This window comes from Synechococcus sp. A15-127 (assembly GCF_014280215.1).
GTDB lineage: Bacteria > Cyanobacteriota > Cyanobacteriia > PCC-6307 > Cyanobiaceae > Parasynechococcus.
On the sequence record NZ_CP047948.1, the window covers coordinates 1585499 to 1605303 of the forward strand.

At 63.0% G+C, this 19805-nt stretch carries 28 protein-coding genes and 2 tRNA genes; 14 read left to right on the top strand and 16 right to left on the bottom strand.

The features are described 5' to 3' along the window. Window positions 1-42: 42 nt before the first annotated feature. Complete coding sequence (locus SynA15127_RS13560; RefSeq protein ID WP_255475442.1) at window positions 43-168, top strand: hypothetical protein; 126 nt, start codon at window positions 43-45, stop codon at window positions 166-168. A gap of 10 nt (window positions 169-178) precedes the next feature. Here SynA15127_RS13560 and SynA15127_RS08255 read toward each other — a convergent pair whose 3' ends face one another. Continuing rightward, window positions 179-1111, bottom strand: a complete 933-nt coding sequence (locus SynA15127_RS08255) for a phycobilisome rod-core linker polypeptide (protein WP_186483655.1) — start codon at window positions 1109-1111, stop codon at window positions 179-181. A gap of 272 nt (window positions 1112-1383) precedes the next feature. Here SynA15127_RS08255 and SynA15127_RS08260 point away from each other — a divergent pair, with 272 nt between their 5' ends. Further along, entirely contained in the window at window positions 1384-1815 is a 432-nt protein-coding gene (locus SynA15127_RS08260) for a low molecular weight phosphatase family protein (RefSeq protein WP_255475443.1), read from the top strand. A 54-nt stretch (window positions 1816-1869) separates the two neighbouring features. Here SynA15127_RS08260 and SynA15127_RS08265 read toward each other — a convergent pair whose 3' ends face one another. From SynA15127_RS08265 to SynA15127_RS08285, 5 genes are read right to left on the bottom strand one after another with little or no spacing between them, the layout of a single operon-like run. Beyond that, window positions 1870-5112, bottom strand: coding sequence for an exodeoxyribonuclease V subunit gamma (locus tag SynA15127_RS08265; protein ID WP_186483656.1), 3243 nt, complete (start codon window positions 5110-5112; stop codon window positions 1870-1872). Beyond that, entirely contained in the window at window positions 5106-5783 is a 678-nt protein-coding gene (locus SynA15127_RS08270; protein WP_186483657.1) for a metallophosphoesterase, read from the bottom strand. Before SynA15127_RS08270 ends, SynA15127_RS08265 begins: the two co-directional genes overlap by 7 nt. A gap of 54 nt (window positions 5784-5837) precedes the next feature. Then, window positions 5838-6161: a hypothetical protein gene (locus SynA15127_RS08275; RefSeq protein WP_186483658.1), complete on the bottom strand. Its 324-nt coding sequence runs from the start codon at window positions 6159-6161 to the stop codon at window positions 5838-5840. Beyond that, window positions 6161-6481 (bottom strand): MgPME-cyclase complex family protein, encoded by a 321-nt coding sequence (locus SynA15127_RS08280; RefSeq protein WP_186483659.1) that lies wholly within the window; start codon window positions 6479-6481, stop codon window positions 6161-6163. The genes SynA15127_RS08275 and SynA15127_RS08280 overlap by 1 nt, the downstream gene beginning before the upstream one ends. Then, complete coding sequence (locus tag SynA15127_RS08285; protein WP_186483660.1) at window positions 6478-7227, bottom strand: pyridoxine 5'-phosphate synthase; 750 nt, start codon at window positions 7225-7227, stop codon at window positions 6478-6480. Before SynA15127_RS08285 ends, SynA15127_RS08280 begins: the two co-directional genes overlap by 4 nt. An 81-nt stretch (window positions 7228-7308) precedes the next feature. Between SynA15127_RS08285 and SynA15127_RS08290 the strand changes: the two genes are divergently transcribed. The 4 genes from SynA15127_RS08290 to grxD are packed head-to-tail and all read left to right on the top strand — an operon-like array spanning window position 7309 to window position 9191. After that, window positions 7309-8010: a 1-acyl-sn-glycerol-3-phosphate acyltransferase gene (locus SynA15127_RS08290; RefSeq protein ID WP_186485651.1), complete on the top strand. Its 702-nt coding sequence runs from the start codon at window positions 7309-7311 to the stop codon at window positions 8008-8010. 28 nt (window positions 8011-8038) lie between these two features. Then, on the top strand, window positions 8039-8572 hold the full coding sequence (locus tag SynA15127_RS08295) for a hypothetical protein (protein ID WP_186485652.1): 534 nt from the start codon (window positions 8039-8041) through the stop codon (window positions 8570-8572). A 34-nt stretch (window positions 8573-8606) separates the two neighbouring features. After that, entirely contained in the window at window positions 8607-8855 is a 249-nt protein-coding gene (locus SynA15127_RS08300) for a BolA/IbaG family iron-sulfur metabolism protein (RefSeq protein ID WP_186483661.1), read from the top strand. A gap of 12 nt (window positions 8856-8867) precedes the next feature. Continuing rightward, the gene (gene grxD, locus SynA15127_RS08305; RefSeq protein WP_043691600.1) at window positions 8868-9191 is read left to right on the top strand and encodes a Grx4 family monothiol glutaredoxin; all 324 of its coding nucleotides are present in this window, start codon (window positions 8868-8870) and stop codon (window positions 9189-9191) included. Here grxD and SynA15127_RS08310 read toward each other — a convergent pair whose 3' ends face one another. Next, window positions 9192-9464, bottom strand: coding sequence for a DUF6761 family protein (locus SynA15127_RS08310; RefSeq protein ID WP_186483662.1), 273 nt, complete (start codon window positions 9462-9464; stop codon window positions 9192-9194). A 131-nt stretch (window positions 9465-9595) separates the two neighbouring features. Here SynA15127_RS08310 and SynA15127_RS08315 point away from each other — a divergent pair, with 131 nt between their 5' ends. Then, window positions 9596-10306 carry a response regulator transcription factor gene (locus SynA15127_RS08315; protein WP_370594043.1) on the top strand — a complete coding sequence of 237 codons (711 nt, stop codon included), beginning with the start codon at window positions 9596-9598 and terminating at the stop codon, window positions 10304-10306. Here the strand turns inward: SynA15127_RS08315 and SynA15127_RS08320 are convergent. From SynA15127_RS08320 to SynA15127_RS08350, 7 genes are all read right to left on the bottom strand, one after another. Continuing rightward, on the bottom strand, window positions 10278-10823 hold the full coding sequence (locus tag SynA15127_RS08320; protein ID WP_186483663.1) for a hypothetical protein: 546 nt from the start codon (window positions 10821-10823) through the stop codon (window positions 10278-10280). The genes SynA15127_RS08315 and SynA15127_RS08320 overlap by 29 nt on opposite strands. 5 nt (window positions 10824-10828) lie before the next feature. Continuing rightward, window positions 10829-11113, bottom strand: a complete 285-nt coding sequence (locus SynA15127_RS08325; RefSeq protein WP_186483664.1) for a hypothetical protein — start codon at window positions 11111-11113, stop codon at window positions 10829-10831. A 59-nt stretch (window positions 11114-11172) separates the two neighbouring features. Beyond that, on the bottom strand, window positions 11173-12729 hold the full coding sequence (gene crtH / locus SynA15127_RS08330; RefSeq protein ID WP_186483665.1) for a carotenoid isomerase: 1557 nt from the start codon (window positions 12727-12729) through the stop codon (window positions 11173-11175). Window positions 12730-12752: 23 nt separating this feature from the next. After that, the gene (locus SynA15127_RS08335) at window positions 12753-13718 is read right to left on the bottom strand and encodes a cation transporter (RefSeq protein WP_186483666.1); all 966 of its coding nucleotides are present in this window, start codon (window positions 13716-13718) and stop codon (window positions 12753-12755) included. Next, window positions 13715-15088, bottom strand: coding sequence for an FADH(2)-oxidizing methylenetetrahydrofolate--tRNA-(uracil(54)-C(5))-methyltransferase TrmFO (trmFO, locus tag SynA15127_RS08340; protein ID WP_186483667.1), 1374 nt, complete (start codon window positions 15086-15088; stop codon window positions 13715-13717). Before trmFO ends, SynA15127_RS08335 begins: the two co-directional genes overlap by 4 nt. A gap of 33 nt (window positions 15089-15121) precedes the next feature. Then, window positions 15122-15244: a photosystem II protein Y gene (locus SynA15127_RS08345; RefSeq protein ID WP_186485653.1), complete on the bottom strand. Its 123-nt coding sequence runs from the start codon at window positions 15242-15244 to the stop codon at window positions 15122-15124. Window positions 15245-15425: 181 nt separating this feature from the next. Beyond that, window positions 15426-15932, bottom strand: coding sequence for a gamma carbonic anhydrase family protein (locus SynA15127_RS08350; RefSeq protein WP_186483668.1), 507 nt, complete (start codon window positions 15930-15932; stop codon window positions 15426-15428). A gap of 84 nt (window positions 15933-16016) precedes the next feature. On the opposite strand from SynA15127_RS08350, the gene SynA15127_RS08355 reads away from it, so the two are divergent. Next, window positions 16017-16088 (top strand) — tRNA-Lys (locus SynA15127_RS08355). Window positions 16089-16218: 130 nt separating this feature from the next. Here the strand turns inward: SynA15127_RS08355 and SynA15127_RS08360 are convergent. Beyond that, entirely contained in the window at window positions 16219-16380 is a 162-nt protein-coding gene (locus SynA15127_RS08360) for a hypothetical protein (RefSeq protein WP_186483669.1), read from the bottom strand. A gap of 166 nt (window positions 16381-16546) precedes the next feature. Here SynA15127_RS08360 and SynA15127_RS08365 point away from each other — a divergent pair, with 166 nt between their 5' ends. From SynA15127_RS08365 to SynA15127_RS08375, 3 genes are all read left to right on the top strand, one after another. Continuing rightward, on the top strand, window positions 16547-17701 hold the full coding sequence (locus tag SynA15127_RS08365) for an NAD(P)-binding protein (RefSeq protein ID WP_186483670.1): 1155 nt from the start codon (window positions 16547-16549) through the stop codon (window positions 17699-17701). Between the two features lie 30 nt (window positions 17702-17731). Continuing rightward, window positions 17732-17805 (top strand) — tRNA-Pro (locus SynA15127_RS08370). Window positions 17806-17972: 167 nt separating this feature from the next. Further along, window positions 17973-18215: a hypothetical protein gene (locus tag SynA15127_RS08375; protein WP_186483671.1), complete on the top strand. Its 243-nt coding sequence runs from the start codon at window positions 17973-17975 to the stop codon at window positions 18213-18215. 42 nt (window positions 18216-18257) lie between these two features. Here SynA15127_RS08375 and SynA15127_RS08380 read toward each other — a convergent pair whose 3' ends face one another. Beyond that, a complete protein-coding gene (locus tag SynA15127_RS08380) occupies window positions 18258-18503 on the bottom strand; it encodes a DUF2973 domain-containing protein (RefSeq protein WP_370593973.1) in 246 nt (81 codons plus the stop codon). 31 nt (window positions 18504-18534) lie between these two features. Here SynA15127_RS08380 and SynA15127_RS08385 point away from each other — a divergent pair, with 31 nt between their 5' ends. The 3 genes from SynA15127_RS08385 (at window position 18535) to SynA15127_RS08395 (ending at window position 19738) form a co-directional block, all read left to right on the top strand. After that, window positions 18535-18756: a hypothetical protein gene (locus SynA15127_RS08385; RefSeq protein WP_186485760.1), complete on the top strand. Its 222-nt coding sequence runs from the start codon at window positions 18535-18537 to the stop codon at window positions 18754-18756. Between the two features lie 171 nt (window positions 18757-18927). Beyond that, window positions 18928-19092: a hypothetical protein gene (locus SynA15127_RS08390; protein WP_186485761.1), complete on the top strand. Its 165-nt coding sequence runs from the start codon at window positions 18928-18930 to the stop codon at window positions 19090-19092. Between the two features lie 388 nt (window positions 19093-19480). Beyond that, window positions 19481-19738, top strand: coding sequence for a hypothetical protein (locus tag SynA15127_RS08395; protein WP_186483672.1), 258 nt, complete (start codon window positions 19481-19483; stop codon window positions 19736-19738). Window positions 19739-19805 lie beyond the last annotated feature (67 nt).

Genomic DNA, 19805 nt, shown 5'->3' on the forward strand with positions numbered 1-19805 from the left:
GCGTTCCCTCACCATTGCTCCTCACTGATTGACACGATTTAGGTGCTGAGCCACAACAGGCGTGCCGACATCTTTCCAATGGCACGCCAATTGACATCCATCGGGCTGTTCGGACTGGCCATCGCCGGGCTTTACATCTTCGCCCTCGTCAACACTTTTGATTTCTGAGATTCAGCGCTCAGAGACCAAGGAACATCGCAGGAATCCGATCGAGCCCGTTGTAACCGAGCATCTGGGCCATTATATTCACCAGCATTCCAGCCAGGTGAGCGGCTCCAACGATGGCGAGACCACGCCACAGCTTTTCATAGTTCGCCGGAGGGTTGTTGCCGGACCAGGACATCGAAGTTTTCATGTAAAGAGGGGACTGCGGGACGTTGATTTTAAGAACCGAACCTGATGCCAGGTTGCTTTGAAGGATACTGTCAGAACCTCTGGAACGATCACTGCTTGCAAAGTTTTGTTCCATCGCCGCGATCCTGACAAAGTTCATCATCGACATGCCACCGGCTGATGTGAAGGCACGCACGTAAGGAACAGTATCCGCCCCGAAGACTTCGGTGTACTCAGGTGAATCCACAAGACTGTCAATCATGGCCTCAAATCCCTCATGGGCCCGCTGTTCGATGCAGCCGGAGACCTCGTTCTGACTGAGTGGCGGACGACCAAGGACATGCTTGAAGGCAAGCTCGATCCCACGACTCGGCGAAACAGCCTCATAAAAACGAGAACGATAGAAATCACTCTTGACCAGACCACGCACAAAGTCACGCACGCAGAGACGACCGTCCTTCAACTGGGCTTCCAGAACAGAAGCGCGCTCCTGCTCCATCACATGGCAGTTGCCGAAGACCTGGCGGTAAGCAGCATCAATCACCTGCTCAAGACTGTCTGAGTCCGTGCCTGCCAACACCCTTGAGGTGACACGGTGGGGGCATTCACTGTGATCGCGAGGACCGAAGGGGAGCGACATTCCGCTGCAGGAATTTCGCAGAAAGTCAGCATTGGTCAAGGTCGACATGGCACTTTTTGTCTGCGATGCCGCAAAGCTGACCGGTCCATTCTTGGACTCAGCACCGAAACGGAACTTGGGAGACAAAGAAGCGTTCATCGAATCAGTGATTCAGATCGTTGAAGACCAAGCCACAGAGATGGCGCTCAAAGAACACTCGAGCAGCCGAGATGGCATTGGCGTTTGCATGAAACTAGTCGCAGATGAACTGGCATTCCCTTTGGTCAAACAAAATTCACACCTTCGGAGATTTCTGATGTTTAATTTCCTTAAATTCAGGTCCATGACCCACAACAGCCTGGTATCAAGGTGTTGAACAACACTGTCCGGCAGCACCTGTCTTGCCAGAGCAAGAAGACAGGTGCTCCAACGTGGCCGTGACCAACATCCTGTTGCTCTGCACAGGCAATGACTTCCGCAGTCGCTTCTCCGAAGCCCTGCTGCGCCATCTCTGCCGGGGCAAGCCTGAGCTGACGGTGCGCTCCGCCGGTTTGCAGGTGGATCCCGCCAGCGGGAACGTCGGTCCGATGGCGAAGGAAGCTCTGGAGGCGCTGCGGGAACGGGGCATCGAGCTTGATCCAGGCATTCAGCCGATGCCTCGCCAGGTGGAGGAAAGGGATCTGGAGCAGGCAGATCTGATCATCGCGGTGGATGCCGCTGCTCATCGGCCGATGGTGCATTCAGGCTTTCCGGCCTGGGAGGACAGGATCAGCTTCTGGGGCGTGAAGGATCTCGGTGACCATCCGCTGACTGGGTGTCGAAAGCGGGTCGGAACCGCAGCACGACCAGGAGGTTCTGAATAAGTTTCGTCGGCAGGGCAGACCACTGGCTCGTGAAGCAGTGGATCTGCCTCATGTTCAAGTCCTGCGGGCGCGGAGAATCGGCTCGTAGAGCCGGCGGGATGCGTTCTCAAATCCGGGAGCCTGCAGCAGCAGAGCCGGGTCCGACTCAACACCGAAGCAGAGTTGCATCGCCGGTGAATCCCGTTCGTCCAGCCAGGTCTGACGGAATGCCTGTTCACCACTGCCGCACCTGCGCTGCTCCTGCCAGACCATCTGCCAGCCGCTTTTCGGCGGCACGGGCCAGCATTGCGACAAGCCATCCTGCGCCAGACGCTGCAGGTCGCTGAGGATCGTCAGAGCCTCCTCCACCGGCAGAGGATCCCAGAGCAGCAGCAATTCAGCACCTGCCTTCGTGGTGCTTCGACCCACCACTCCAGTGCCCATCGGAGGGTCATCGGCAGCACACAGCAGCAGATGCTGGAGCCATGCCCGCATCACCCCGCGGGCGCCGGGCCGTCCCACCTGCACCACGAACTGGGTGTCCCCCGCGTACAGAAGCGGGACAGCAGCACCGGCGAGCAGCCGCTGTTCACGACGGCATGGGCCGAAGGGTTGAATCTGAGCAGCCAGTGCTGCCCAGCGATCCAGGAGCTCCTGCTGCTCCAGCGCGGCTCCTGCCGCCGCCGGAAGGACGCCGCGGCCCTCCAGATCGCGACACCAATCGGGACGGTCCCTGCCGAGAAGATGCAGATCCAGGGATTCTTCCAGCAGGCCATGACGCTGCAGGGCGTCCAGCTCCAGATCATCCAGATCACGCACCGGCTCGACCCCCTCTCCGGGATGAAGCCGGCGGTGCCGCAACCAGGCCGCCTGCGGCTGGATCATCCAGCGCAGCAGCTCCTCCACCGGCAACGCAGACGGCTCGGGCGGATCGGGGGGCTCGGGGGGATCCCAGACCAGAGGCAAGGCCAGTCCCTCCGGGGCGGGAGGGCGCGGCTGATCCAGGCAGAGGCGTGCCGCGAGCTGACGGCGATCACAGCTGAGTGGCGCCTTGATCTGAAAATTGGCGCGATCAAGGGGACTGGGAGGCGGCGTCAGCAGCAGTCCTTCTGCCTGCTCCGGGGAGAGCTGGCTCCTCAGCGATCGCAACCACTGGTCAACGGGTGCAGCCGGTGGCAGCTCCTCACCCGTGCGCTCGCTGCGTCCGCACCAGCTGATCAGGAGATGCTGTCGGGCCGACATCAGAGCCTCAAGCAGCACGTAGCGATCCTGATCCCCTCCGCGGGGATCGCCGAGCTGGCGCTGCTGTTCCAGCAGATGAAAGCCCGGTCGGTTGCTCTGACGCGGGAAATCCCGCCCATCCAGACCCATCAGCACGATCACCTTGTGGGGAATGGCCCGCATCGGCTCCAGGGCACTGACCGTGAGGGCGCCGCTGCGATGACCGAAGCGACCGCTGTCGACCGAGAGAGCCTCAGATAACACTTCAAACACCACCGATGCCTCCAGGTCGAGCTCGCAGGTCTCGGCACGTCGGCGCCACTCCTCAAGAGCGGCCAACCAGCTCTGACCTTCCCGCTCCCAGGCGCCACCATTCCCGAAGAGGTCCTTGAGCAGACGTTGCAGCTGCTCCACCCACCCCGCACAGGGCTGCGGACGGCGCAACTGAGCGATCCACCCCCCCAGCCGATCCAGCAGGGACCACCAGCGTGCCAGCCGATCCGGATCCAGATCCTGATGAAACGGTGCAACACCTCCGGGCGCCAGACCTCTCTGATCGGGAAGCACCAGACCGAGCAGCCAGCGATCCAGACACCAGCGAAGGCTGTGGGTTGGATCGCCTCCCCGCTCATCAGCATCGAGGCCCCAACGGAATCCACTGCGCTGCAGGGTGGCTGTGAGCAGAGCGCTCTCCTCAGCCGACAGCCCCTGCTGCCGCTGAACCGCCGGGTTGGCCAGGAGCCGCTCGAGGCCGCTGGCCGTCAGACGTCCGCCGGCAAGCTGCAGCAGATCAAGCATGGCCATCGACAGGCCCGGACTGCTTTGCTGACTGCGATCGGTGAGGCGCCAGGGGAGGTCCACTCCCGTCGCGCCGCGGTCATTGAACACGGATGCCAGCAGCGGTGCTGCCCGATCGATCTGGGGGGTCATCACCAGCACATCCCTGGGCTCAAGTTCCGGATCCGATGCCAGCCATTGCAGGATGCGATCACGGACGAGCTGCACTTCCCGCCAGGGACCGGGGGCTGACTGAAACAGCAGCGACTGATCGTTCGGGCTGCGGGTCAACGTGGTGGCCTGATCCGCGGCATCCGTCGTTTCGGCCTCTGCAAGCTGGGTCTGCAGCTGCTCGAGAAGTGTCGGCGGCCGGTTGCAGGCAGCGGCGATGCTGACGCCATCGGCGAACAGATCCCCCGTGCGCACCTCCCCGAGCTGGGTCTCTCCGGATCCCTCCAGCAACTGCTGAAACTCCGCCCCCATACGGCCCAGGGTGGCCTCCATCCGGGGAGCCTTCTCAAGCCAGGTTCCGTCCGGGGGCTCCAGCCAGTCCGCACCCAGCTCGAGACGCCTGCTGCCGCAGCGTTGCCAGAGATCGCGACAGGGGGTGAGCAAGTAGATCTCCACATCCACCAAGCCCGACAGTGCCTGGATCAACTCCACCTGCACAGGGGCCAGAGCGCTGATGCCGAAAAGGCGGAGACGGTGTGGCAGATCCTCCCGGCGCACCGTTCCCTCCCGCAACCGCTGCACCGCCTCACGCACCTGCAGACCGAAGGGCTCCCGGGGGAGCACCTCAGCCAAGCGGCGCCAGAGGAGCGGTTGCCAGTCCGCCTGCGCCCTGAGATCACCGTGGCGCCAGGCCGTGAGGGTGTCCGGTCGATAGAGGGCATAGTCATCGAGGGCATCGGCGATCGAGCGGGCCAGCTGCCAGCGGTCGCGGCTCAGGGTTTCAACGGAGGCTTCCCGTCTCTCCAGCCAGCGCTGCAGAGGAGCCGCCTGCGGCTCCCGGAGCAGTTCCGGCAACTGATCCAATACGACCCAGACCAGTCGTCCGGCCCGCCAGGGGTCGTCCTCCTCCGCAGGCAGCTGCAGCACCAGACGCACCAGCTGGCGCAACCGGCTGCCTGGGAAGGGGAAGCGCACCAGCGAGCTGATGCCGTTGGCGGCAGCGAGCTGTTCCCCCAGCCAGCGGCTGGTGGGCCAGGTGTTGACCATCACCTCGACCGTTTCCATCGGCCCGGGACACTCCTCCTTGAGCTGACGGGCCAGAAGCGCAGCGAGAAACTCAGCGCGGTTGCTGCGATAGAGCGTCAGCAACTGGTGGCATCCCCGGCAAGAACGTTCGGAACGCGATGCAGATCATCAGGCCGTGGGAAGAGGCATCCGTCTCCGGATCCCTGCACCTGCACCACGGCATCGGTCTCCGGGCAGTAAGCCGAGAGGAGGCCTCCGTAAACGGCACCGGTGTCGACCAGGACGATGCGCCGATGACGCTCCACCGTTGGCCGTGGAGTGTGGCCGATCACCACCCGCCCGTAGCGGCTGTCATAGGACTCCCAGAAGGGGTCCCGGATCGACAGATCGGGCTGCCCGTCGCTGTTGAAACCGGCATGCGTGGCACTCCAGCCTTCAGCGCGGAAAATCAACGGCAACTGTTGAAGGCGATCGAGCCAGGAGCGTGTGCGTCGCTCCCCGAGCTGGCGGACGGTGTCCTGGCTGAACAGGGCTTCATCGGAGCCGTCGCCGCTCGACTCCAGCGCATCGATCAGGTCCTGCTCATGGTTGCCGCGCAGCCAGGTGGCACGCCCCAGCCTCACCAGGGTCCACACCAGATCCATCGCGGCTTCGATCCCCTCACCTCGATTGATCACATCCCCGCAGAACACCAGATGATCGTCAGAGGGCAACACCGCCAGCAAGGACACCAGGGATCGATCGCAGCCGTGAACATCACCGATGACCCAGTGGTGCTGACGCAGGGCTGGCAAGGGATCGACCGGGGAGAGTTGTGATTCTGATCAGCAACCGCACACCTGTCAGGCTCAGAAGAGCCCGAGGAAGCGACGGCGGGGAGCATCAGGCTCCGGCTTCGTGGGCTGCTCCCGGCGATACCGCGGTTTGGCATCCCCCACGGTGATCAGTGGATCATTGTTCTTGAACCAGATCCAGTCGCGGATCGGTGGAGTTTCGGTGAGATCACGACGGGTCAGCCCGAGACCGAGCTTGGCTGAAGCCCCGAGCAGGATCTCCACCATGGCGTCGGCGTCAGCGCAGGTGGCGAGCGCACGGTTGGTCTTCTCCGCACCGTCGAGAGCCTTCACCAGCAGAGCGATCCGTTGCGAAACGGGTAAGGAACTGAGATTCATCAGGCGTTGCTGGCCAGAGCGTCAGGGATCTCGGTGGAGGGGGCCTCGAAGCTGCCCACCAGCACGTACTCCAGACGCAGCTTCAGAAATGTGATGAAGGTCGAATCCGTGGAGACCACCGCCGCAGAAGGCTGTGGCAGCTGCGCAGTGAGCGAGGCGAACTCGGGTGCCGCCAGGAAAGCGGGTTGGCGCACGAGCCAGAAATCGACGGATTTATCGGTCTCGGCGTAATTGCGGAGCCGTTCCCTGAGCACCTCCTCAAGGGGCTCTTCCTCGGTGAGGAACCGTTGACTGGCGGCGACGAAGTGGTATTTGCTCATCCGGGAGCTTGTCCGAACAGGGGATCCTGTCGTGGATTCTGAATCAGAGCTTTCATCTCGCGTACCGCCTGTTGCAGTCCGACGGCCACGGAACGGGCCACGATCGTATGGCCGATGTTGAGCTCCTCCATGCCGGCGATCGCAGCAACAGGCTCAACGTTCTGATAGTTGAGGCCGTGACCGGCATTCACCCGCAGCCCGAGCTGACGGGCGATGGTGCTGCCCTCCTGGATGCGGGCCAGCTCGATGGGCTGGCGATTCCAGTCCGCCTCGGCATAGGCCCCGGTGTGCAGTTCCACCCATCGGGCTCCGCAGGTCTGGCAGGCCTCCAGCTGCTCCGCGTCAGGATCAACGAACAGGCTCACGGGGATGCCCTCGTCCTGAAGCCGCGCCACCAGCCACTTCAGATCGGGGGTCTGTCCGACGATGTTCAGCCCCCCTTCCGTGGTCACCTCCTCACGCCGTTCCGGAACGAGCGTGACCATGTCCGGCCGGATGCGCAGAGCGATCGTCTGCATCTCAGCGGTGGCCGCCATCTCGAGGTTCAGCCGGCTGCGCACCGTGTGACGCAGCAACTCCACATCCCTGTCCTGAATGTGCCGACGGTCCTCCCTCAGATGCACGGTGATGCCATCGGCGCCACCCAGTTCCGCGAGCAGAGCCATGGGAACAGGATCCGGCTCCACCGTGCGCCGGGCCTGGCGGATGTTGGCGATGTGATCAATATTGACCCCGAGGCTGGCCATCCGAGCAACACATTGAGGCTGGATCCTATGCAGAGCGGAGGGTCCGATTAAGTTCGCTGACCGTTGCGCTCCGCCAGCCCGTTGCCCGCGGCCTCAGCTCTTCGCGAATCCGTCCTGAAGGTGGGGATCGATCCGTTCTGGGCCCCGCTGGCGATGCTTGTGACGCAGGATCTCGCCCTGCCGCTGCAATTCCGGGAACGCATCGTGCTCAACCCGGAGCATCTGCCGATATCAGGCCCGGTGCTGCTGGCACCGACACACCGCGCCCGATGGGATGCCCTGATGCTGCCGATGGCCGCTGGGCGAAGGGTCACCGGACGGGATTGCCGCTTCATGGTCACGACAACGGAGATGAAGGGGGTGCAGGGCTGGTTCCTCCAGCGACTGGGCTGTTTTCCGGTGGATCAGGGTCGTCCGTCGATGACGACGTTGCGCTTCGCCATCGATCTGCTGGCAGCCGGTCAGCAGCTGGTGGTGTTTCCGGAAGGCCAGATCAAGCGCCAGGATCAACCCATCAAGCTTCACCAGGGTCTGGTGAGGCTCGCCCAGCTGGCCCAGCGCCGCGGCGTCACGGTCCCGGTCATTCCAATCGGACTCGGATACAGCCAGGCGCCACCTCGTCCACTCAGCCGGGCCGCTCTGTGCTTCGGCGCACCCCTGAGCGTGCCTGACACCACCGACCGCGGTGCAAGCCGCCACTTCAACGAACAGCTGGCCGAGCGGATGCATGCGGCTGAACAAGCGGCCCGTGCAGCAGTGGGGCGGCCCTTGCAATCCTTTTAAAGTCCGCCAACTCCGCTTCGCCGCCCCGATGGGTTGTCGTGCACTTCTGACGGCCACCGCCCTGCTGGCAAGCCTAGGGCTGACCGTATCTCCGGCTCTTGCCCAGTCGCCTGAGGCCAGCACTCGCGTTCTTGCGCAGAGTGAAAGCGGCTTCAATCCGAATGCTGTGCGGGCCATGATCGCCCGCGGCGACGCCGCAGCATCACGGGGTGATCTCGCCACTGCCCGGAGCGAATACGACAACGCCCGCAAGGCCTCCAAGCAGCTTCTGGGCTTCTACCGCGACCTCAGCGGTGCGTTCCGCGGCCTTGATGCCCGCATTCCGCGTGAAATGGACAGCAAGGGTCGTGAAGCTCTCGGACTGCTAGCCGAATCCAACCTGCGCCTGGCGGCCCTGTTCCGGCGTCAGAACCAACCCGAAGTGGCGGTTCCTGTTCTGGTGGAAGTCGTCAAGCTGATGACCCCCTCCCAAAGCCAGGGGCAGAAGGCCTACCAGAGTCTGGTCGAACTTGGATTCGCCACCACGGAGTTCAAGGGAGCCTCCCCCGCAGGCGTCAACTGATCTGTCAGCATCGTCTTCAGGTCTTTCTCCCCCCATGGTTCAGCCGGCCGCCGTCGAAGCAGCCATTCAGCGGGCCATCCCCGATGCTTTGGTGACCGTGGAGGACCTCACTGGGGGGGGTGATCACCTTCAGGTGAGTGTGACCTCATCGGCTTTCTCAGGCCTGTCCAGAATCCGCCAGCACCAGATGGTGTACGGCGCTCTGCAGCAGGAGCTGGCCAGCGAGGCGATTCATGCCCTGGCACTGAACACCACAGTGCCTGCAGACCAACCCACCGACTGACACGCTCTCTCCATGGACGACTCCACCCGCTCCCGCATCGAAACACTGATTGCATCAAGCCCGGTCTTCGTGTTCATGAAGGGCTCAAAACTGATGCCCCAGTGCGGCTTCTCCAACAATGTCGTCCAGATCCTCCACTCCCTCGGAGTGAGTTTCGAGACCTTCGACGTTCTCTCTGATATGGAGATCCGTCAGGGAATCAAAGAATTCTCCAGCTGGCCGACGATTCCTCAGGTGTACGTGAAGGGTGAATTCATGGGTGGTTCGGACATCCTGATCGAGATGTACAACGCCGGAGAACTCAAGGAAAAACTCGAGGTGGCGCTTGCCAGCTGATCAGTAGCCCTGGGGATGCCGCATGTACAGCGTGCTCACATCCCCGTCGGGTCCGATGAAACTTGAGGGATCCATAATCCAACGCTCGATCAGCTGCTCCAGACGGTGTTGCTGACGCGAATCCAATGCACCAGTGCGACGCAGGGCATGGAGGTAGCCGTCGGCATAGAGACGCAGCTCGGAAGGCCCGTGATAACGGTGTGTCAGCTCCTGGCAGGCATCGCACAGGGACTGGAAATGCCGGATGGAATTGGGATCCTCAAGTGCCGTCATCGGAAGAGACCGCTGCCTCTGCTACCAGCGTGCCAGGAATTTCGGCCTAGCGTAAGCGCGCTTACGTCAGACCCGTGACTTCAACACCCCGCGACATCACGGCTGACGCCAGCGATGCCTCTCTGGCATCCATGGCGATGCAGACCTCAGGGACCGGCCAGGAGCCATCCCGAGTCCTCGTGGTGGAGCCGCACCCGACTTTGCGCACCGTGCTGGTGCAGCGTCTGCGCCAGGACGGTCACCTGACAGCAGCGGTCGGCAAGGCGGCCGAGGCTCTCGAGGTCTGCCAGGACCAGTCGCCTGATTTGCTGGTGAGCGCGGAACTGCTGGAGCAGAGCTCAGCGCTGCGGCTGTCAGAACAGCTGCGCTGCCCGGTGATCGTGCTGACGGCCCGCAGTGGGGCCGAACCTGTGGTCGGCCTGCTGGACGACGGAGCCGACGACGTGCTGCGCAAGCCCTTCGGCCTGGAGGAACTCGCCGCTCGTTGCCGCACCCTGCTGAAGCGTGGCCACAGCGGCCTGCAGGAACGTGTCACTGTCGGCCCGCTGGAGGTGCACCTGCTGCTGCGTCAGGTGACCCTGCGGGATCAGCCGGTTGAGCTGAGCCCCCGGGAATTCGCCCTGCTCTGCGCTCTTCTGATGCCCCCCGGGCTTGTCCGCAGCCGCCAGGAACTGCTGCGCATGGCCTGGCCTCCCTTCAGCGGAGGTCCTCGATCGGTGGACACCCAGGTTCTGACCCTGCGCCGCAAGCTGGAGCAGGCTGGGCTTGGCGAAGGCGGCGGCATCACCACCGTTCGTCAACGCGGATACCGTTTCAGCCTGGATAGCCTTCCGGGAGGCTGATCCAGCCGTTGCTGATGGCGAAAGCAGCCGTTGCCTCCATCAGCACCATCCCTGCCGAGATCACAGCAAGAACCTGATAGGTCCAGGGAGGGGTCAACCGGCCGATGCCGGCCGTCTTCACGATCGTTCGTTCGCTCACCAGCTGCAGAAAACGATCGAAACGTTCGATGCGCTGCGGCAGCAACTGATGACGTAGATCCGTCGCCTTGAGGTAGTACACCGTTCCCCCCTGACTTGTTCCCACCGGAACCAGAGCCCGGATGTCCTGCCAGCGCATCACCCAACCCCGACGCAACAGCCAGCGGATCCAGGCCGGGTAACGAACCCGGATGCAGTCGTCATCGGTTTCCACCTGCTCACTGAGCAACCCGAGCACCAGCACCAGTCCCGCCAGCAGCCCCACCACCATCCACAAGCGCAGCTCGGCTGGAGCCAGCAGCGGCAGAGGCAGCACCAGGGCCGCATACAGGCTGAGCAGCGTGAATCGGATCAGTGGAGAGAGTCGGAAGCGTTCCATCGGCCTTAACGATCGTCGGCAGAGCCTGGACGCGGTTCCATCACGTCGGGGGGGGGATCGGTCCCGTCGAACAGCTCCGCTTCCCGGCCCTTCCAGACCTGACCCAGTCGCATCAGATCACCATGGGCCTCCTGAATCCGCTCGATGTAGTCCTGAGGATCCATCTCCCCCTTGGTCTCTTTGAGCTTCTGCATCCGCAGCATCTGCAGATACCAGGGCTTGCTGAGATCACCGCGTTGCTCGAGGTGTAGGGCGAGATCGGCAGCGGAGGGCGAGGAGTCGAACGGCATCACAGGAGCCCGATGGAGGCCAAGCTAGGCAGCTGGGCGACTCCTGAGGCCCTGTTCCTTCAATCCGGCAGTGCCCAGGGGTTCAGTCCCAGATCGGCGCCGACACGATGGGCGCAGGCGAAGCCACTGAATGCCACGGCGTTCAGCCCCTGGCCTGGGAAACAGGAATCTCCCACGCAATAGAGGTTCTTCACTCCGGTGCGGTTGAACGGCATCGGCAGCAGACCAGGCAGCTGCATCGCCGGAATCGGGCCGTAACTGCCCTGGAACCGACCGAGGAACCGACGATGGCTGCGGGGGGTGCCGATCTCCTGATGGGTGATGGCATCGGCCAGTCCTGGAAGGATCGCCTCCAACCGCTGGATCAGCCGCGCTGCATCCGCTTCCTTTTTCTTGCTGTACTCGGATGGCGACAACCCTTTCCAGGCCTCCATCGACGAGGGGGTGAACGTGTGCACGATGTGGTGCCCCTGCGGGGCGAGGTCAGGATCCAGCAGCGAGGGCATCGACACGAAGATCACTCCCTGCTCCTCCTCCATCCGTTCCCAGTCCTCCAGCAGCAGGTGATGACAATGGCTGCCCGCCGGGATCAGATCAGCCCGAACCCCGAGATGCAAGGACAGGAAGGAGGGGGAGGGCACATAACGCCGACGCCAGACCTGTTCCTTCCGAGGGGTGTGGTGCTCGTCCACCAGAGCCTGACCGGCCCGGGCGGAGCTGTCGGCCGATCCTGAGAAGGTGTCCCAGCGGGTGGCGTTGGAGATCACCCGCTTCGCGCGGATGATCTCGCCATTGGCAAGCTTCACACCCACAGCGTTGCCGTTCTCGAGCAGCACCTCGCTCACGCGAGCCTTATAGCGGATGGCCCCGCCATGGCGCTCCAGACCGTTCGCCAGCTTCTCGGCGATCACGCCGACGCCGCCCTTGGGATAGTTGATTCCACCGGCATGGCGATCGGAGAACACCATGCCGGCATTGATCATCGGGGTGCGATCCGCCGGCATCACCGACCAGCAGAAGCATTCGATGTCGATGAACTTCAGCAGCTGTTCGTCCTTGATGTGCTGGCGTGCCACCGCCCCGACGTTGAAGGGCAGCCAGCGGGCCAGGCCAAGACAGGCAAGCGGAGCCTTGAAGAAGACCTTGGTGAGGTAAGCCGGGTCCTCCAGCGACAGCAGCGGCATCGCATCGAGGCAGTTGAACACCTGCCAGCAGGCGTCATAGAACTTGCGGATGCCCTCCGCTTCGTGCGGGAAACGGCTGGAGAGATCGGCGATGAACTGCTCGTAATCACGATCCACGGCGATCTGCAGCCCACCGGGCATGTGGTATTCCAGCTGGGCGGGGTCCGGGATGGTGTCGCAACGCTCCCCCACATCCGCCAGAGCCCTGGTGAGCAGGTTGGTGTAACCCTTCTCACCGAAGCCGAAGATCATCGAAGCCCCCACATCAAAGGTGTAACCCTTGCGTCGGAAGGCACCACCACTGCCACCGGGGATCAGGTAACGCTCCAGCACAAGCACCTTCGCCCCCTTGGCCGCCAATTGACTGGCAGTCACCAGACCACCGATGCCGGCGCCGATCACCACGGCATCCCAGTGCTGCTGCTCGCTCATGACACCGCTTCGACCGCCTGACGCTAGGGGGCGGGCTGCTGCTCAGGGTCGCTCCGGTGGATCGGAGGCATCACCGTGAGAATCACCTCAGCGCGCACCGGCCGTCCCAGTTCGTTGCTGCAGCGCGCATCGATGTGATGGCGGAGCCCGTCCACCGTGGCACTGTCCAGTGGCTCCAGCGGGTTGATGTACACCACCACGAAAGCGGTGCGGCCCAGCTGCTGCACGGTGAAATCCATCATCTGCAGCGAAAGCCCGGAGAGTTCCTGCATCAGCACCTGTCGGGTGCGCTGCAGCACCCCAGGATCGGCTGCCTTACCGGCGGCCTGGCTCAGAGCATCCCGCAGCGCCTGCAGCGGCTCCCTCAGCAGCACCCCACTCACCGCCAGCACCAGTAACGCATCGGTGATCGGAGCCAGCGGAGCCAGAAGCTTGGTCTGGAGCAACGGCGTCGCCAGCAGTGCAAGACCTGTGGAGGCTGTGATCAGCGCATCGATGCGGGCATTGCGCGCTTCCGTGAGAAGCAGCAGCGAGATGCGACCGGTGCGCCGCCAGTCACGGAAATGCCGCCAGGACAGCAGCCAGCAGAGGCCCGTCACCGCGACGGTGTAAGCGGCCACCGGCTCCAGAGTGAGTGAAGGAATCTCGGCACCCCGCCACCAGTCGATGAGGGTGCCGCAGGAGCTGCTGAGCCCGAAGCCGATCACCCCCAGCAACACCAGGGAGCGGAACAGCACATACAGAGCCTCCTGACCTTCATAGCCATAGGGCCAGGCGCGATCCGGCGGCCGCACCACGTTGCGGCTGATGCGGCTGGCGATCAGCGAGGAGCCCACCAACACCGCCGAATAGAGGCCATCCAGCAGCAGGGCTGAGGATCCGGTGAGCACGTGAGCCACAAAACCGGCCAGGGTCATCACCGCGTTGGCGCCGATGCCGAAGCGCAGGGAGCGCTGTTCGATGCGGCGGGCCAGCGCGTCGTCGCTCATGCCAGCAGGGGAGGCAGCAACTGGGACTGAACCCGTTCCAGATCCGCGAGAGCCCGATCGCGATACGCGCCGTAACGGGCCCGCTTGTCACGGATCCGTTCCGGCAGATCCGGCAGCAGACCGAAATTGGGGGGCATCGGCTGAAACTTCGCCGTCGGCGCTTCGCTCACGAAGTGGGTGAGCGCACCGCCCATGGTGGTGGGCGGCAGGTCGATCGTCTCCAGACCGCGGGCCAGACGGGCGGCATTGGTGCCCGCCAGCCAACCGCCGGCAACGGCGGCGGCATAGCCCTCTGTGCCGGTGATCTGGCCTGCCGCGAGCAACGATGGCCTGCTGCGGAACTGCAGGGTGGGCGTCAGCAGCTGCGGAGATTCCAGAAAGGTGTTGCGGTGCATCACCCCGAAGCGAACGAATTCGGCCTGTTCAAGCCCCGGGATCATCTGCAACACCCGTTTCTGTTCCCCCCACTTGAGGTTGGTCTGGAAGCCCACCAGATTCCACAAGCGTCCGTCCTTGTCCTCCTGACGCAGCTGAACCACGCCGTAGGCCCGCTTGGCTCGCCGCACATCCCGATCGTTCACATCGCCCCAGCGGGGATCCCACAACCCGATCGGCTTGAGGGGGCCGTAGCGCATCGTGTCTTCACCGCGACGGGCCAGCTCCTCAATCGGCAGACATCCCTCGAAGAAGGTGGCCTCCTCCTTGTCGAAATCCTTGAGCTCAGCCTGTTCCGCCCCCAGCAGCGCCTCGCGGAAGGCGAGGTACTGCTCCTTGTCCATGGGGCAGTTGATGTAGTCGGCATCGCCCTTGTCGTAGCGACTGGCGCGGAAGGCGACGGTGAGATCGATGCTGTCGCCGTGGACGATCGGGCTGGCGGCATCAAAGAAATGACAGTCGGCGCGGCCGGTGAACGACCTCAGATCCTGCGCCAGCGGTTCACTGGTGAGCGGACCGGTGGCAATCACCGTGATCTCGCCATCGGCTGGGAGTGCCTGCTGCTCCCTCCGTTCGATGGTCACCAGCGGATGCTGATCCAGGGCCTCCGTGAGCGCCGCGCTGTACCGGCCGCGATCCACCGCAAGAGCCCCTCCGGCGGGAACCGCATGGGCATCGGCTGTGCCGATCACGAGCGAGCCCAGACGCCTGAGCTCTTCCTGCAGCAGGCCTGCTGCACGATCGCTGCTGAGCGCACCGAAGCTGTTGCTGCAGACCAGCTCAGCGAAATCGCTGCTGTGATGGGCCGGTGATCGTCGGATCGGCCGCATTTCGACCAATCGCACAGGAAGACCTGCAGTGGCGACCTGCCAGGCCGCTTCGGTGCCGGCCAGACCAGCCCCGAGGACGGTGATCACGGCTGGCTGATCAGACAAGCAGCTGAATTCTTTCAGCCTTCACCCTAAGGATCAGGCGCGGCTGCGCTTCAGCAACAGCTGCACCTGACCGACGGCGGCACGGCCGATGTTGAAGGCCGCCCAGCCCACGGCGGCGAGAACCGGTGCCACCACCAGGAACAGACGCGCGTCGATGCCTAGCACCTGACCGGTGGTGATCACGCTGAAGGCGGAGTAGCCGACGATCGCGAGGATCAGGACCAGGCCGATGGCGACTCGGACGAAGCTCATGAGTGGGGCTAGATGCCCGGAGATCTTACGGACCGTGAACGGATTGCGGGCGTTCCCGGAAGGAAGCTGATCGATTTCGCAGCAATCAGCCCCGAAGCGCGGCATGGCGGCCGGCCAGCTCGGCGTAGCGGCGCGCATGGGCCCGCTGCTCCGCCACAGCCTCATCCGCCAGTTCCCGCTTGGCCTGAGCCGGGATACCCACCACCATCGTGCGGGCCGGAACATCCTTGGTCACCACGGAACCGGCTGCCACCAGGGCGCCGGCGCCGACGGTCACACCGTTGAGCACCACAGCACCGATGCCCACCAGACATCCATCCTCGAGAGTGGCGCCGTGAATCACCGCCCGATGGCCCACGGTCACCTCCGCTCCAATGACCACGGGTTGACCTGGATCGCCATGCAGCACGGCACCGTCCTGCACATTGCTGTACGCACCGATGCGGATGACCTCCAGGTCACCGCGTGCGACGGCTGTCGGCCAGAGGCTGCTGCCGGCTGCCATCTCCACATCGCCGATCACCACAGCTGACGCCGCCACCCAGGCCCCTGGGTCGATCCTCGGTGCCGGCCAGGGAGAGGAGACGGTCATGAACGCTCAAGGGACAAGCCCCAGTCTCCCGGTAGCCACGGTGATAATGTCCATTGGTGCCTGAAATGGCATTCCCCAGAGGGCGGGTCGCTAGCTCAGCGGTAGAGCATCCGGCTTTTAATCGGCTGGTCCTGAGTTCGAATCTCAGGCGACCCATGCATTTCCGCATGATCGAGCAGAAGGCTTCAGTCCGCCTGACGGAACGGCGTTTCGCGATCATTTCCTGGATGGATCCGGCTTGCCCGGGATGGTCTGCACCAACTGATGCGAGATCAATAAGCGTGAATCACCGGTGGCGGGCCTGTTGATCGCTATCGATAACGACCCGGAAGCCACTGGCTCGGTTCACGAACGTGCGCTGGGAAAGGTTTTCGGTGATCGTGCCGGTGATGATGACGACGGTGACGATGGACGAATGCGTCTCCGGCGGTGATCGCCGCCAGCTCATCCGACCTTGCAGGCCAACGATCCGCTGTTATGACACACGAGCATTTGTACCCATCGCAGGGTCTGCCGGATGGCTTATTTCATCTTCTTTGGACTGACTCTGCTGCTGGCCCTGTTGGGAGGTCTGTTTTCCCGCGTAGCGGCCGAGAAGTACTGGATGTGACCTGATGCCTGACAGGTCGAAGGTTGATCTGGCCGTCATCGGTGCGGGGCTGGCGGGATCTGCCTGTCTGGCAAGGCTGCATCAGCAGGGATTTGAAGGGACAACCGCCGTTGTGGAGGCCGGGCGAGGACCCGGCGGTCGGATGGCCACCCGTCGACGTAGAGAGAAACCCTCCTGGCGACTCGACCATGGCGCTCCCGGGCTGCAGCTGCCGGAGCAGCTGCCCGATGGGGTGGAACAGCTGTTGCGGCCATTGCGGGAGCAAGGCACGCTGCGCCGCGAATGGGGATGGATCACAGGACTGGATGCCACCGGCCACTTGGTGGATGCTCCCGAGGAGCACAGCGACAAAGGCGCCTGGCATCGGGGGCAGCCCACGATGGCCCACCTCTGTGAGGGGCTGCTGGATCAGGCAAGTCCAAGCCTCGAGCGCAACTTCGGGTTTCGGGTGCGCTGGCTGCAGCACACCGGCGGCCACTGGCTGCTGATGGACGAAACACGACAGACAGCTGTGGAGGCGCGCATCCTGGTGATGAGCGGAACGCTGCTGGCCCACCCCCGTTCTCTTGCGATGCTCGCCTGGCCGGATGTGCCGCTGCGTTCCGCCATCCCGACCCATCAGGATCCAGATCTGGATCGGGTGCTTCAACAGCTGGCAGGCAGCCGCGCGGCCGTGCGCTGGAACCTGATGCTGGAACTTCCGGGAGAGGACGATCGCAACGTCCCCCTGCCCCGCCAGATCCTGCTGACACCGGAGGCACAACGCCGCTGGCAGGTGGAACGCGTTGTGGTGCATCAGCAGAGCGATGGAGGTCTCGGCGTCGTGGTGCACGGCCTGGATTCCGGCGAGCCGATCACGCCGTCCAGTCAGCCGGCACTGCTGAAACGAGAGGAACAACGGCTGATGGAGCTGCTGCCAGAACTCCTGAAAGCCTTTCCTGCGCTGATGCGTCAGTGGCCTCAGGCCAGAAGCCTGGGCGTGATGCGCTGGGGTGCGTCACAGCCCTTGAACCATCCGCTGCCGACATCGCTGCAGTGGTGCATGGCAAGCAACATTGGATTCTGTGGTGACTGGATTGAAGGCGCCGGATTTGGCCGGGCGGAGGGGGCTCTCCGCAGCGGCGTGGCACTAGCGGAACTCCTGCAGCCGGGAGCCTGATCGCCACTGACACCTACAATGGGAAAGCGCCGGGGAGTGGCGCAGTTTGGTAGCGCGCTTGCTTTGGGAGCAAGATGCCGCAGGTTCGAATCCTGTCTCCCCGATTGCCATCTGAGCGGTGCCCCAAACCGCTTACGCCAACCCGGTGCCGTCGGCATCGGGTTTTTTATCGTCAGGGTGAGATCATCACGATGCGCGGATCGTCCTGCCGTGAGCTCAACCTCTCTCGCCCTGCGAGTGATTGAGGAGATGTCCTATCTGCGCTTCTGCCATGGCACGAAACCAACACGGCTCCGACAGATCCCTCCAATCTCAAATCACGGTGAATGGTCAGATCATCAGGCTGAGCGTTCCCAGTGATCAGGCCGTTGTCGAGCGTGTTGCCGCCTTGATCGACCGCAGGGTGGCGGAAGATGATTGGCGCCCGCACAGCTCCAGGGAAGCGGCACTGAACTGCTGGGCAAAGCTCGGCGGCATCCGGGTCGCAGTGCTGAAAGCGAAAGGACTGCTCTGACCTCGATGGATGGAATGCGCCCAGCGGCAATGACTTTCGACGTCAGCCCGCTTCGGCTGCCCAGCCGGCTTCACCCTGCTCTGAAAAACGAACAGCCCAAAGCTCTTCACTGGTGACTCGTCCGTTTTGGTCCAGCAATTCCGGGTGAACAGTTTGCAACCCTGTTCTGTCCGATGGCGCCGATGAGGTTGAGTTGGCAGACACTCTCATCATTTGAAAGGCCTGCAGGAGCAAACAGATGAACACAACGGCGTAGGCCAACGGAAAAAGAATTCCGAGCATCTGCATCGCAAAATAATATGAAGAAACATTAACAGCTGTGGCCGCCCAGCGCGTTCAGGCCGTTTTGGCGGACGGTCACGGGCTGAACACCTCGCTCACAGTCACCGGAGAGGCCGATCATCGTGGATTGATGAAAGATGAAATCAAGCTGGTCACAATCTTCCTGCTGCTGAATTTCTCTGTCGTGGCTCTGGCTGTCGCCGGGTATCAGAAGGCAGGCATGAACCTCAGTGCCGTGGTGAGCCACCTCTGGGGCTGATGGCAATTGCTTGGCAAGCCATCCCGCTTCCGGCACCACCCCGACATGACCCTGACATGTCCTGCTCGCCCGCAAAGCTGCCTTCATTGACACAAGGCGGAGAAAGCTGCCGCGTTAGAAGGCCTGCGTTGCCCGCGAACGATGCCTCTGTTCCGATGCCATGGCTGCGACATGCGCATTGAACGATCCATGGCGACCTACTGGCGCCACAAAGGCAAGTTGCTGTGTTCCTCCTGCCTGGACAGCCAGGACACGATCGGGGCAACGCCCCAGCCACCACGTCCTCTCGATCCAATCCTGGACAAACAGGAGAACGACGAACACCATTCCTGCTGACACCCACAACCTCCCACGGCTGACGTGCTGCCGTGGACAGCGAAGGCCAGCTGGACTACAACGGTTTTGTAGCAACAGCTACCCATCGTTCACTCCACCACCCGGGGAGCGCAGCTCGATCCAAGCCTGGGAACGGGGGTTTGGGCATCGATGTTGAGTGATCATGACGTCACTGTTCTGGAACGGCTCAGCATTCGTTCCACGCAATCGAACATCGGCGAAGCGCGAGGCCTTTGTCCTGCGACTCGAGGCATCTCTGGCAGCCCCGGATGCCAACTCCACGCCCAGGCGCAGAGCTGCCGCTTATCTTCGGCGAAATGGGTTTCATTCGGCCCATTGATCCATCGAGCAGATAGGGGCCACAAGCAACAACGCCCATCACAGAGTCATGACCGACCACAGCAACAGCCCGCTGTCTGTCCGAAACATGGTCCGCGACCATGCCTATCCCGTCCTTTCTGCTCTCTGCACCTTGAGCCTGATCAGCATCGGAGTGCTGCTCGTGCCACAGGCGGTCAGGCACCATCGCTTCAATCGTTGCGTCGATGCGCAGATCCAGATGCGCAACGCCATCAATCCCGAGAGCCAGCAAGGCCCCGGCAAGGTCAATTATTTAAAAGCTGTCGAGCATTGTGAAGGCCGTTAGGCAACGACCACTCAGAAAGAGCAATTCCTTCCTGTCAGCACGTTGGAAAAAACAGGTTCATCCGTCG